General features: G+C 59.2%; 12 protein-coding genes and 1 tRNA gene. 7 read left to right on the top strand and 6 right to left on the bottom strand.

Annotation, left to right across the window (positions count from 1 at the left end; all coding sequences use genetic code 11):
* Window positions 1–61: 61 nt before the first annotated feature.
* From ACIQ3Q_RS06420 to ACIQ3Q_RS06405, 4 genes are read right to left on the bottom strand one after another with little or no spacing between them, the layout of a single operon-like run.
* Window positions 62–838, bottom strand: a complete 777-nt coding sequence (locus tag ACIQ3Q_RS06420) for a zinc-dependent peptidase (protein ID WP_396268189.1) — start codon at window positions 836–838, stop codon at window positions 62–64.
* On the bottom strand, window positions 838–1,617 hold the full coding sequence (locus ACIQ3Q_RS06415) for a UDP-2,3-diacylglucosamine diphosphatase (protein WP_396268188.1): 780 nt from the start codon (window positions 1,615–1,617) through the stop codon (window positions 838–840). Before ACIQ3Q_RS06415 ends, ACIQ3Q_RS06420 begins: the two co-directional genes overlap by 1 nt.
* Window positions 1,610–2,113: a peptidylprolyl isomerase gene (locus ACIQ3Q_RS06410; protein WP_396268187.1), complete on the bottom strand. Its 504-nt coding sequence runs from the start codon at window positions 2,111–2,113 to the stop codon at window positions 1,610–1,612. The genes ACIQ3Q_RS06415 and ACIQ3Q_RS06410 overlap by 8 nt, the downstream gene beginning before the upstream one ends.
* Before the next feature lie 4 nt (window positions 2,114–2,117).
* Window positions 2,118–2,651 (bottom strand): peptidylprolyl isomerase, encoded by a 534-nt coding sequence (locus ACIQ3Q_RS06405; protein WP_396268227.1) that lies wholly within the window; start codon window positions 2,649–2,651, stop codon window positions 2,118–2,120.
* A 227-nt stretch (window positions 2,652–2,878) separates the two neighbouring features.
* On the opposite strand from ACIQ3Q_RS06405, the gene cysS reads away from it, so the two are divergent.
* The 6 genes from cysS to ACIQ3Q_RS06375 all read left to right on the top strand — a co-directional run bounded on the left by cysS (window position 2,879) and on the right by ACIQ3Q_RS06375 (window position 8,845).
* Window positions 2,879–4,252: a cysteine--tRNA ligase gene (gene cysS, locus ACIQ3Q_RS06400; RefSeq protein WP_396268186.1), complete on the top strand. Its 1,374-nt coding sequence runs from the start codon at window positions 2,879–2,881 to the stop codon at window positions 4,250–4,252.
* Between the two features lie 79 nt (window positions 4,253–4,331).
* Window positions 4,332–4,922: a DNA-3-methyladenine glycosylase family protein gene (locus tag ACIQ3Q_RS06395; protein WP_396268226.1), complete on the top strand. Its 591-nt coding sequence runs from the start codon at window positions 4,332–4,334 to the stop codon at window positions 4,920–4,922.
* 80 nt (window positions 4,923–5,002) lie between these two features.
* On the top strand, window positions 5,003–5,974 hold the full coding sequence (locus ACIQ3Q_RS06390) for an acetyl-CoA carboxylase carboxyltransferase subunit alpha (RefSeq protein WP_210807053.1): 972 nt from the start codon (window positions 5,003–5,005) through the stop codon (window positions 5,972–5,974).
* An 8-nt stretch (window positions 5,975–5,982) separates the two neighbouring features.
* Window positions 5,983–7,338 (top strand): tRNA lysidine(34) synthetase TilS, encoded by a 1,356-nt coding sequence (tilS, locus tag ACIQ3Q_RS06385; protein ID WP_396268185.1) that lies wholly within the window; start codon window positions 5,983–5,985, stop codon window positions 7,336–7,338.
* Window positions 7,339–7,438: 100 nt separating this feature from the next.
* The gene (locus ACIQ3Q_RS06380) at window positions 7,439–8,728 is read left to right on the top strand and encodes an aspartate kinase (protein ID WP_396268184.1); all 1,290 of its coding nucleotides are present in this window, start codon (window positions 7,439–7,441) and stop codon (window positions 8,726–8,728) included.
* Between the two features lie 26 nt (window positions 8,729–8,754).
* A tRNA-Ser gene (locus tag ACIQ3Q_RS06375) sits at window positions 8,755–8,845 on the top strand.
* 54 nt (window positions 8,846–8,899) lie between these two features.
* On the opposite strand, the gene ACIQ3Q_RS06370 is transcribed toward ACIQ3Q_RS06375, so the two are convergent.
* On the bottom strand, window positions 8,900–9,307 hold the full coding sequence (locus ACIQ3Q_RS06370; protein ID WP_396268183.1) for a hypothetical protein: 408 nt from the start codon (window positions 9,305–9,307) through the stop codon (window positions 8,900–8,902).
* A gap of 482 nt (window positions 9,308–9,789) precedes the next feature.
* Between ACIQ3Q_RS06370 and aceA the strand changes: the two genes are divergently transcribed.
* Window positions 9,790–11,088 (top strand): isocitrate lyase, encoded by a 1,299-nt coding sequence (gene aceA / locus ACIQ3Q_RS06365; RefSeq protein WP_396268182.1) that lies wholly within the window; start codon window positions 9,790–9,792, stop codon window positions 11,086–11,088.
* A gap of 149 nt (window positions 11,089–11,237) precedes the next feature.
* On the opposite strand, the gene fabI is transcribed toward aceA, so the two are convergent.
* Window positions 11,238–12,023, bottom strand: a complete 786-nt coding sequence (gene fabI, locus ACIQ3Q_RS06360; protein ID WP_210807044.1) for an enoyl-ACP reductase FabI — start codon at window positions 12,021–12,023, stop codon at window positions 11,238–11,240.
* Window positions 12,024–12,093 lie beyond the last annotated feature (70 nt).

The raw sequence follows: 12,093 nt of genomic DNA, 5'->3' as shown, positions 1-12,093 counted from the left end.
CAGGAGTGATCCCCTGTATCAAGAAGGCTCCTTCGGGAGCCTTCTGCCTTTTTTGCTCCGGTTAATTTCTCAGTGCAGGGTCCTGTTGAAAGTAGCCTGCCAGGAGGTCATAAAGATCCGCTTGCTCGCGCTTGAGGGCATGGCCCTGAACAAAAAAGGCTTCACAGGCCACCGCGAAAAACTCATCGATGGACTCGGCGCCGTAGTCGTCCACCACCGAAGGCAGACCTTGGTCCAGTCGATCTCTAAAGGCCTCAAAGGCCGCTTGCAGGCGAACCTGCCATGCCGTGTTGGCTTGCGCAGACGGTAGCGGCGGCGAGCCATCCACCCAGCCTTTGCGCATGTCCAAGACATGCACGAACTCATGGATCACCACGTTGTAGGCCGCATCGCGGGTGTCGCTGAGCCATAAAGCATCGTGCCAAGACAGCATGACAGGCCCGCCTTCCATGGCCTCTCCCGACAGCGGCTCTTCCCACTCGTGCACGACACCGTCGTCGTCCATCCATTCCCGGGCGGCCATGACTTCATCGGGGTGCACCACAATGCCCACAAAGCCGTCGTACAGATCGAGGCTGAGGTTCAGCAGCGGCAGGCAAGCTTGTGCGGCGATGGCCACTGCCATCTCATCGCTCACTTGCAAGCCTTGGGCTCCGCTGAACTGTTTTTCAGCCAAAAACTGCGTCACCAGCGCCTTGAGCTTCGCCTGTTCAGGCGCGTTTAAGGATGCAAGAAACGGGTAGTAGGCCATCACCATGGCCCACAGAGGCTCTGGCGGGGTGTGGCGGGCTTGCACCTTGGCATGGCGCCAAGCGCGAAGACGCTGCAACCACCCCATCAGCAGGCGCTCGGCGGCAGCCTTTGCCAGCCATCCAAGCTCCAGCGCAGCACTTCACAACGCGGCGCACCTTGCCCATCCAAGTCCCAATCACTCAGGACGTGGCGTTGCAAGCCTGCGGCCCAGAGCTGGGTGCTGGGTTGGTGGGTGTGGCCATGCACCAAGACATCACAGTTTGTGGCCAAGAGATGCCGCGCCGCGACGCTTAAGTCGACATCGGCGTGGCTGTGGTTGGGGTCTTGCTGGTGAGCTTGGCTTGCGGCCCGCAAGCCCTGAGCGATAGCCAAACGCTCTGGCAGCGGTTTGGCCAGGAACGCGGATTGCCACGCCGTCTGTCGAACCTGGCTGCGGAATTGTTGGTAGGCCGTGTCGGCCACGCACCAAGCGTCGCCGTGCGTCAGCAGGGCTTGGCCCAGAGGGCTTCGCAGCACGCAGGGGTCGGGCAAATTTTGGGCGCCAATGGCTTCGAAAAAGGCCGCACCCAAGAGGAAGTCGCGGTTGCCGCGCATGAGCAGCAGCGGACGTTGCTGAGTGAACCCGCGCAGCGCTTGCGCACACTCCGCTTCAAAGGGCTGGGTCAGGGCATCGTCACCGATCCAGGCTTCAAACACATCACCCAGCAACACCAAGGCTTGCGCTTGAGTGTTGCTGAGATAGGCCAGGAATGCCGCCTGCGTCTGCGGCATGTCGGGGCTCAAGTGCAGATCTGAGATGAAGTCGATAACCTCAGCCTGCACCCAGGCGCTGGCCTGAGGCAGTGTGCCTCCAGTCTCAGACAATCTCGACGGCCTTCTCGATGACGATAGGCTCCATGGGCACGTCGCCGTGGCCGTTCTTGTTGCCCGTGCGGACCTTCTCAATGGCGTCCACCACCTCAGTGCCGGCCACCACCGCACCAAAGACCGCATAGCCCCAGCCGCTGGACGACTCAGAGCTGAAGTTCAGAAAGTCATTCTTCTTGGTGTTGATGAAGAACTGCGCTGACGCCGAGTGAGGCGCGCTGGTGCGTGCCATGGCAATGGTGTACTTGTCGTTCTTCAAGCCGTTGTTGGCTTCGTTTTGGATCGTGGCATCCGTGGGCTTCTGGCTCATGTCGGCCGTCATGCCGCCACCTTGGATCATGAAGTTCTTGATCACGCGGTGAAAGATGGTGCCGTCGTAATGGCCCTTGTTCACATAGCTCAAAAAGTTAGCCACCGTCAGGGGCGCCTTTTGCTCGTCCAATTCCAGACGAATCACGCCTTGGTTGGTGGTCAGTTCTACGGTTTTGGTCATGATGTCACGGCTCGATGATCGAGGCCTTTTTGATGAGAATGGGTTCAGCGGGCACGTTCTGGTGCGGGCCTTTGGTGGTCGTGGCCGCAGTCTTGATCTTGTCGACCACGTCCATGCCCTCAACGACCTTACCAAACACGGCGTAGCCTTCGCCGTCGCGGGCATTAGCCTGGTCCAAGAAGGGGTTGTCGCGGACGTTCAAGAAGAACTGCGCGGTGGCTGAATTCGGGTTGGCCGTACGAGCCATAGCGACGCTGCCACGCACATTGGTCAAGCCGTTGCGGCTCTCAAGAGCAATCGGCGCGCGGGTGGGCTTTTCCTTCATGTCGGCCGTCATACCGCCGCCTTGGATCATGAAGTTGTCGATGACGCGGTGAAAGATGGTGCCGTTGTAATGACCCGCCTTGACGTACTGCACAAAGTTATCGACCGTCTTGGGGGCTTTATCCTTGTCCAACTGAATCACGATGTCGCCCGCGCTGGTGCTGAGCTGAACTTTTTGGGCCCACGCCGCGCCGATGCTGGCAAGCGAGAGCATGGCGCCGACGATCGTCACGCTGGCAAAACGGGGCAGGGCAGGGGTCTGGGTCACGGTGGAAGTCTCCTTCGCTATACTGCCCTGATTCTATCGAGCCGCGTCGAGCCTAGGGACAACAGGCCGATACTTCACCAGACTCGATAGCCCCAGACCATGTTTTCCGCCCTGTGTGCGCTCTTCGCGGAGCTTTGCAGGGGTGGACATTGCACTTTTTGACCCTGCTGCCGATGAGCTTGCGCATCTTCAATTCGCTGACCCGTCAGGTCGAGCCCTTCACGCCCATTGAGCCCGGCCATGTCCGCATGTACGTCTGCGGCATGACGATTTATGACCTCTGCCACATGGGCCATGCGCGGATGATGATGGCTTTCGACGTGGTTTATCGCTGGCTCAAGGCCAGTGGCTATCGCGTCACCTATGTGCGCAACATCACGGACATCGAGGACAAAATCATTCGCCGGGCGGTTGAGCGAGGCATCACCATTCGCGCCCTGACGGACGAGATGATTGCTGCTTTGCATCAGGACATTGGTGCCATCGGCGTCAGTCGGCCCGATCACGAACCCCGCGCGACGGATTACGTGCCCCAAATGATCAGCCTCATCCAGACCCTAGAGAGCAAGGGTTTGGCCTACCGAGCAGCCAGTGGTGATGTGAACTATGCGGTTCGCAAGTTCCCGGGCTACGGCAAGTTGTCGGGCAAGTCCTTGGATGACCTGCGTGCCGGCGAGCGTGTTGCGGTGGAAGGCAGCAAGGACGACCCGCTGGACTTCGTGCTGTGGAAAGCGGCCAAGCCTGAAGAGCCCGCTGACGCCAAGTACGACGGTGTTTATGGTTTGGGCCGACCTGGCTGGCACATTGAGTGCTCTGCCATGAGTTGCGCCCTCTTGAGCGAGCACTTCGACATTCATGGTGGCGGCATGGACTTGCAGTTCCCCCACCATGAGAACGAGATCGCGCAAAGTGAAGGCGCCTTGGGCAAGCCGTTTGTTAACGTCTGGATGCACAACGGCTTTTTGAACGTCGACAACGAAAAGATGTCCAAGTCTTTGGGCAACTTCTTCACCATTCGTGACGTGCTCAAAGACTACGACGGCGAGACACTGCGCTTCTTCATGCTGCGCACGCACTATCGCAGCCCGTTTAACTTCAGCGATGCCCATCTGAACGACGCTCGCAGTGCACTGCGGCGGCTCTACACCGCTTTGGAAACGGCACCCCAGGCGTCCACTGAGCTGAATTGGGCTCAACCCGCGGCCGCAGCGTTCCGCGCAGCGATGGACGATGACTTCAATGCTCCAGCGGCGCTGGCCGTGCTGTTCGACTTGGCCAGTGATGTGAACAAGACCGGGTCAGCCGCCAGTGCCACCCTGCTCAAGCAGTTGGGCGCCACACTGGGCATCTTGCAGCAAGAGCCTGTCGAGTTCTTGAAGGCGGGCGCCAGCATGGACGCCGCTGCCATTGAGGCCTTGATCGCCCAGCGGCAAGCGGCCAAAGCGGCGCGCAACTTCGCCGAGGCCGACCGCATTCGCGATGAGTTAGTGGCCGCCGGCATTCTGCTCAAAGACTCGCCTCAAGGCACGACTTGGGTAAAGGCCTGACGTGACGGCAAACACTGCAGGCGACTTGTCGCCAGAGTTTGTCACGCCCGCCTATTGGGACGAGGCCTGCAAGCACCTGATGAAGCGCGATCGCGTGATGAAAAAGCTGATCCCGCAATTCGGAGAGGCCCGCTTGCAAAGCCGCGGCGATGCCTTCACCACCTTGGCGCGCTCGATCGTGGGCCAGCAGATTTCGGTCAAGGCGGCGCAGTCCGTTTGGGAGAAGTTTGCGGCGGTCGTGGCAGATGCGGAGCACCGCATCCAGCCCGAGCGGGTGCTGGGCCTGAATACACCCGCGCTGCGGGCGGTGGGGCTCTCGGCGCGCAAGTCAGAATACTTGTCTGACTTGGCACGTCACTTTGCCCAAGAGCAAGTCCATGTCGGCCAATGGGACGCCATGGACGATGAAGCCATCATTGAGGAACTGGTCGCGATTCGCGGCATCGGCCGCTGGACAGCGGAGATGTTCTTGATTTTTCACCTGATGCGCCCCAATGTGCTGCCGCTCGATGATTTGGGCCTGCTCAAGGGCATCAGCGTCAACTACTTCAGTGAAGAGCCTGTTTCGCGGGCGGAAGCTCGCGAGTTAGGAGAGGGCTGGGCACCGTATCGGTCTGTCGCGACGTGGTACCTCTGGCGCAGCCTAGACCCAGTTCCCGTCAATTACTGACCGCCCGTGACGGTCTGTGGATTCCCCGAATTCGCTGGCACACTGTAAACCTGTGAAAATACCGGAAAGGTATGGATCGCATGAGCAAACGACATTTCCTCGAATTTGAGCAACCGATCGCCGAACTCGAATCGAAGATCGAAGAACTGCGCTACGTGCAGAACGAGTCCGCTGTGGACATCTCCGAGGAGATAGACCGGCTGGACAAGAAGAGTCTGCAACTCACGAAAGACATCTACACCAGCCTCACGCCGTGGCAGGTGACCCAGATTGCCCGTCACCCCCAGCGTCCCTACACGCTGGACTACGTGAACGAGATCTTCACCGAGTTTCAAGAACTGCACGGTGATCGCTCGTTCGCGGACGATCTCTCCATCGTCGGTGGCCTGGCGCGGTTCAACGGCCAAGCTTGCATGGTGATTGGCCAGCAAAAGGGCCGTGACACCAAAGAACGTGCAGCGCGTAATTTCGGCATGCCGCGCCCTGAGGGTTATCGCAAAGCCCTGCGCCTGATGAAGCTGGCAGAGAAATTCGGTCTGCCGGTGTTCACCTTCGTAGACACGCCCGGTGCTTACCCAGGCATTGGCGCCGAAGAGCGCGGCCAGTCGGAAGCGATCGGACGCAATATCTTTGAGATGGCGCAGCTCGAGGTGCCCATCATCACCACCATCATCGGTGAAGGCGGCTCGGGCGGTGCGCTGGCCATCAGCGTGGCTGACCAAGTGCTGATGCTGCAGTTCTCGGTCTATTCGGTCATCTCCCCTGAAGGTTGCGCCTCGATTTTATGGAAGACCGCAGAGCGGGCTTCTGACGCGGCTGAAGCGCTGGGCATCACCGCCCATCGCTTGAAGGCCTTAGGCTTGGTGGACAAGATCGTCAACGAGCCGGTGGGTGGCGCACACCGCGACATTCCAGCCATGGCCACCCAACTGAAGCGTGGTTTGGTGGATGCTTTGCGTCAAGTGGCCGACCTGTCCACTGAAGACTTGCTCCAGCGGCGCTATGACCGTCTGAAGAGCTACGGCCGTTTCACCGACACCACGGCCCGCTGATCGCTGCTGTGCCTGAGCGGTACCCCTTGCCCGCTGAGCGACGCGTGGTGGCCGTGGCCACCAGCGGGGGGCGTGACTCCACCGCGCTGCTGCATGCTGTGACTCGGCAAGCCAGCGCGGCAGGCGTGGAGGTGGTGGCCTTGCATGTGCACCATGGCCTGCAGCCCGGGGCAGATGAATGGCTCGCCCACCTTCAAGGGCAGTGCAAGCGCTGGGCCCGCCAAGGCTGGCCGCTGAGCTTTGCATTTGAGCGATTGAGTGGTCAGCCAAGCCCTGGCGAAAGTGTTGAGGCTTGGGCACGACGCGAGCGCTACGCGGCGCTCGCACGCTTGGCCAAAGCTCGCGGTGCCCGCCATGTGCTCTTGGCGCACCATCGGGGGGATCAAGCTGAGACCGTGCTCCTGCAGGCGCTGCGAGGTGCAGGGCCGGCGGGGTTGGCGGCCATGCCCAGTGTCGCTGAACGGGATGGCGTGGTGTGGCTCAGGCCCTGGCTGTCACAGCCCCGCGCCGCCATTGACACCTATGTCAAACGCTGGCGCTTGAGCCACATCGACGACGACAGCAATCAGGATCCTCGGTTTGATCGCAACCGCCTGCGTCTTGAGGTTTTGCCAGCGCTGAGCCGCAACTTCGCGCAAGCCGAGCAGGCTTTGTGCGACGTGGCGCAGCAGGCCGCCAGCGCCGATGCCTTCATTCGAGAGTCGGCGGAGCAATTGCTCAAACCTATGCTTGGCCTGCGCGGCTTGAATGCAGAGGCCTGGCGACAGTGCTCCCCTGCCCAACGGTTCTGGGTTCTACGGCACTGGCTGACAAAACTGGTCAACGGCGGCGTGAGCGGCACATTGCTTCAACGAGTCACCCATGAGGGCACACGCTTGCAGCAAGCACGCTGGCCCTTGGTCGATGGGCTTGAGCTTCGGCTCTACAGAGGTCAATTCTCCGTAGAGGCTAGGCTTGATCCCATCAAGCCAGTGGCGACGACTCCAGGCGATCCGGTGATGTGGCCCAGTGAAGCCATAGCGGGTGAGCAGTATCTGCCGGCTTGGAGGGGCACATTGCGCTGGTCGGTGACGGTAGAGCAGGGTGTGCGGCCTGCGTTGCTGTGCGGTGCCACCCTTGCTGCCCGTGCGGGTCGAGAGCAGTTTCAACTGGGCCCTGGACGACCGGCGCGCTCACTGAAGAAGCAGTTTCAGGCTTTGGGTGTTCCGCAATGGGCGCGCATTGGCCCGCTGGTCTGGCAGGGCGATCAGCTGGTGTTTGTGCCTGGATTGGGTATGGATGCGCGTTGCTGTGCCCCAAGGGGCGAGCCGCAGTTGGTGTTGCATTGGCACCCCGAATCGGCGGATGTGCCGTCGACTGTCTAAAAATTTGCTGCATTGCAACAGTTAGAATAGAGGGTTGTGGACGACTGCGGCGCTGCTGCGGTGCGTCACTTCCCGCGAAAGCAGTCATTTCCGCATATCCATGGCATTGATCGTTCACAAATACGGCGGCACGTCGATGGGCTCTCCCGAGCGCATCCGCAATGTCGCAAAGCGCGTCGCCAAGTGGCACCGTGCAGGGCACCAGATGGTCGTCGTTCCGTCGGCCATGAGTGGTGAAACCAACCGCTTGCTGGGTTTGGCCAAAGAGGTTTCCCCAGCCGCGCAGACGCCGCAAATGTTGCGCGAGCTTGACATGATTGCCAGCACAGGCGAGCAGGTGTCGGTGGGCCTGCTGGCTCTGGCACTGCAGGCCGAAGGGCTGGACGCCGTCAGCTATTCGGGCTGGCAAGTGCCGGTGCGTACGGATGCTTCATACACCAAGGCTCGCATCGAAAGCATCGATGACCGGCGAGTCCGCGGCGACCTGAGCGCTGGCAAAGTGGTGGTCATTACCGGCTTCCAAGGCATGGATGATGCACAAAACATCACCACCCTGGGCCGTGGGGGCTCAGACACCTCCGCCGTGGCCATCGCCGCTGCCATGAAGGCCGCTGAGTGCCTGATTTATACCGATGTGGATGGCGTCTACACCACTGACCCACGCATCGTGCCGGAGGCCAAGCGCCTGCACACCATTTGTTTCGAAGAGATGCTGGAAATGGCCAGCCTCGGCTCGAAGGTGCTGCAGATCCGCTCGGTGGAGTTTGCGGGCAAGTACCGCGTGCCACTGCGCGTGCTGTCGAGCTTCACCCCCTGGGACATCAACATCGACGAAGAAGCCAAGTCAGGCACACTGATCACTTTCGAGGAAGACGAGAACATGGAACAAGCCGTTGTATCGGGCATTGCGTTCAACCGTGACGAAGCCAAGGTCACTGTGATGGGTGTTCCTGACAAGCCCGGTATCGCCTCGCAAATCTTGGGGGCCGTGGCCGATGCCAATATCGATGTGGACGTGATCATTCAAAATGTGTCCAACGACGGCAAGACTGATTTTTCGTTCACCGTCCATCGCAACGACTACCAGCGCACGCTGGATTTGCTCAAGACTCAAGTGCAACCGGCCACCAACGCCGCGCAAGTGGTGGGCGATAACAAGATCTGCAAGGTCTCCATCGTGGGCATTGGCATGCGCAGCCACGTCGGCGTCGCGTCCAAGATGTTCCGCTCGTTGAGCGAGGAGGGGATCAATATCCAGATGATTTCCACCAGCGAAATCAAGACCTCCGTCGTGATCGACGAGAAGTACATGGAGTTGGCCGTGCGAGCCCTGCACAAAGCATTTGATCTTGATGATCCAAATGCTGCCGGTGCAAAAATTGGCTCCTAATTCAGGTTAGAATTCGAGCTTAGGTTGGAGACGTGACCGAGTGGCCGAAGGTGCTCCCCTGCTAAGGGAGTATGCGCCAAAAGCGCATCGAGGGTTCGAATCCCTCCGTCTCCGCCAACCCATAGAAAAGGGGCCCCACTCGGGGCCCCTTTTTCATGTTGGTCGATTCGGCTAGCGCTCGAGCACCCGATAGTCCCTCAGTCGGGCGATTTCTTCCGCGATGGGTGGGGCGAAGCCGCTGCGAGTGCCGCGACGGTCGATCAGCAGGTCTTCCAAAACGCTCAGGCATTCGGGGCGTTGGGGCCAATGTGCGGCAATGCGGTTCAAGACCCGTGGGAACTGCTGCATTAACTGCTTGGGTCGGATGGGTTCCGGCAATTTGGCAAACCACAGCAAGGCGTCGGCTGTTGGCACAACGCCCTCTGGCGATGCGGCATGACGACGATCCTCCCAAGTCTGAGTTGTGGCGACAGGAAGTGGGGCATTCGGCGCCGTGGATGCGCTTCTGGGCGTGGCCCAGGCTTCTCGGGCACTGTCGAAATCGACCACTTCAAACTCAATGGGAGACAGTTCGCGCAAGGGGCGATTGACTAAGCCCGCATGGAATCTATTGATCACTGAAGACCTCCTTTGCCCTGTCAGGTGCTTGTGGTACTCGCAGGGCGCTGTTGTGTGAAGCTTCCACTATAGGTGTGCCATTGCGCCGGGTTAGCAGTCTTTTGTAACGGTTGGCGAGGTCTTGTGTCCTGTTTGTGATAGGAAGGTACCACTAGGGGTACGGACGATGGCGCCGCTATCGTGTGGCACCTTGGCACCACGATCAAATACCGCATTGCAAAATAATTTTTCGCATTGCAGGATGTTTGCGTGCTGCGCCGCAGCAAAATTTTTCATAGTGAAAGTAGAATTCTCATATCGTGGAAAATAACTGCTAAGTCTTTGATTTTCAATGAATCAAAGATATGTCTTATATAAGACATAAGTCTTCCCATGTAAGCGCACTAGGCGTACGCTATGCATCAGTTTCTTCGCCTCTTTCATTGATCATCAAGGAGCTTCACATGACAGCACAGACCCGCGAACAGCAAATCGCCGCCCTCGAAAAAGATTGGGCTGAAAATCCTCGCTGGAAGGGCATTTCCCGTGGCTACACAGCCGCAGACGTGGTTCGCCTGCGTGGCTCGCTCAAGATTGAGCACACCCTCGCCCAGCGCGGTGCCGAGAAGCTGTGGAACTTGGTCAACACCGAGCCTTTCATCAATGCCTTGGGCGCCTTGACGGGTAACCAGGCCATGCAGCAAGTGAAGGCTGGCCTGAAGGCCATTTACCTGTCTGGCTGGCAAGTTGCTGGTGATGCCAACAGCAATGGCGAGATGTATCCAGACCAGTCTTTGTACTCTGTGGATTCGGTGCCAAAGGTCGTCAAGAAGATCAATGCCACCTTCAAGCGTGCTGATGAAATTCAGTGGTCTGAAGGCAAGAGCGACACTGACTTCTTCGCGCCTATCGTGGCCGATGCCGAAGCTGGTTTCGGTGGCGTGCTCAATGCGTTTGAGCTGATGAAGGCCATGATCGAAGCGGGTGCTGCTGGCGTCCACTTCGAAGACCAATTGGCTGCAGCCAAGAAGTGCGGTCATATGGGCGGCAAGGTCTTGGTGCCCACCCGCGAAGCTGTGGCCAAGTTGGTGGCTGCTCGTTTGGCTGCTGACGTGATGGGCACGCCGACCGTGTTGTTGGCTCGTACTGACGCTGAAGCCGGTGACTTGGTCACCAGCGACATCGACGACAACGACAAGCCTTTCTGCACCGGTGAGCGCACTGTGGAAGGCTTTTACCGCACCAAGAACGGTCTGGATCAAGCCATCAGCCGTGGACTGGCATACGCGCCCTACGCCGACATGATCTGGTGCGAAACCGGCAAGCCTGACCTGGCGTTCGCCAAGGCTTTCGCTGATGCCATCCATGCCAAGTTCCCCGGCAAGCTGCTGGCTTACAACTGCTCGCCGTCTTTCAACTGGAAGAAGAACCTGGACGACGCCACCATTGCCAAGTTCCAACGCGAGTTGGGCGCCATGGGTTACAAGTTCCAGTTCATCACCTTGGCCGGTTTCCACAGCCTGAACTACTCGATGTTCAACCTAGCCTACGGCTATGCTCGTAACAACATGAGCGCCTTTGTGGAACTGCAAGAGGCTGAATTCGCCGCCGCTGAGCGTGGCTTCACTGCTGTGAAGCACCAGCGCGAAGTGGGCACCGGTTACTTCGACTCCGTGACCACGACCATCGAGCGCGAAGCCTCAACGGCTGCCCTGAAGGGCTCGACCGAAGACGAGCAGTTCTTCGACAAGAAGCACGGCTGATCTTTCTGAGTGCGCGCGCAGGCGCTTTGGCTCTGCGTGCACACCAGGAGGTGAGGAGATGAGCCTGCCGATGCGGCGGGCACAAAAAAGCCCCGAGCATGCTCGGGGCTTTTGCTTTATGCGGCGCTTGGCACCGCAGGTTCAAGGTTTCAAGACTCCAATGCGGCCATAGCCACTTGGCTGAAGCCACCATCCACATACATGATCTCGGCGCTGACACCGCTGGCAAGATCAGACAGCAAGAAAGCGGCGGCGTTGCCAACGTCGTCAATGGTGATGGAGCGACGAATAGGCGCTGCTGCAGCAAATTCGCCCAACAACTTGCCGAAGTCTTTGATGCCTGAAGCCGCCAAGGTCTTGATCGGGCCCGCAGAGATGCCATTGACCCGCACACCCTTGGCACCGAGGCTTTGGGCCAAGAAGCGCACCCCAGCTTCCAGAGAGGCCTTGGCCAGGCCCATGGTGTTGTAATTTGGCACGTACTTGACGGCACCCAAATAGCTCAATGTCAGCAGTGATGCGCCGGGCCGCAGCATATTGACCGAAGCCTTGGCCATGGCCGGGAAGCTGTAGGACGAAATGTCATGCGCGATCCGGAAGTTTTCGCGCGTCAGCCCGTCCAGAAAGTCGCCGGCAATGGCTTCACGCGGTGCAAAGGCGATGGCGTGGACAAAGCCGTCAAACTGATCCCAATGCTCGCCCAACTGGGCAAACATGCGTTCAATCTGTGCGTCGTCAGACACATCGCATTCAAAGACGAGTTTGGAGCCAAACTCTGCGGCAGTGTCGGTGATGCGGTCTTTGAAGCGCTCACCTTGGTAGCTGAAGGCCAACTCGGCACCTTCACGGTGGCAAGCCTTAGCAATGCCATAGGCGATAGAGCGGTTGTTCAGCACGCCTGTGATCAAGAGGCGCTTGCCAGCGAGAAATCCCATGCCATCTCCAGATTCTGTTGATTCAAGCAGGATTCTCGCACGCCATCTTGCTGGAGGCCATGCCACGGGC

This window comes from Ideonella sp., assembly GCF_044358605.1.
In the GTDB taxonomy this organism is placed as follows: Bacteria; Pseudomonadota; Gammaproteobacteria; order Burkholderiales; family Burkholderiaceae_C; genus Ideonella.
Note: the sequence above shows the minus strand (reverse complement) of the source record. Positions and strands in the feature narration are given on the sequence as shown.

Bases quoted from the DNA above. Each gene is read 5' to 3' on its own strand.
- cysS (WP_396268186.1), top strand. From the start codon at position 2,879: ATGAGCTTGCGCATCTTCAATTCGCTGACCCGTCAGGTCGAGCCCTTC.
- ACIQ3Q_RS06410 (WP_396268187.1), bottom strand. From the start codon at position 2,113: ATGACCAAAACCGTAGAACTGACCACCAACCAAGGCGTGATTCGTCTG.
- aceA (WP_396268182.1), top strand. From the start codon at position 9,790: ATGACAGCACAGACCCGCGAACAGCAAATCGCCGCCCTCGAAAAAGAT.
- ACIQ3Q_RS06390 (WP_210807053.1), top strand. From the start codon at position 5,003: ATGAGCAAACGACATTTCCTCGAATTTGAGCAACCGATCGCCGAACTC.
- ACIQ3Q_RS06380 (WP_396268184.1), top strand. From the start codon at position 7,439: ATGGCATTGATCGTTCACAAATACGGCGGCACGTCGATGGGCTCTCCC.
- ACIQ3Q_RS06405 (WP_396268227.1), bottom strand. From the start codon at position 2,651: ATGCTCTCGCTTGCCAGCATCGGCGCGGCGTGGGCCCAAAAAGTTCAG.
- ACIQ3Q_RS06395 (WP_396268226.1), top strand. From the start codon at position 4,332: ATGAAGCGCGATCGCGTGATGAAAAAGCTGATCCCGCAATTCGGAGAG.
- fabI (WP_210807044.1), bottom strand. From the start codon at position 12,023: ATGGGATTTCTCGCTGGCAAGCGCCTCTTGATCACAGGCGTGCTGAAC.
- ACIQ3Q_RS06420 (WP_396268189.1), bottom strand. From the start codon at position 838: ATGGGGTGGTTGCAGCGTCTTCGCGCTTGGCGCCATGCCAAGGTGCAA.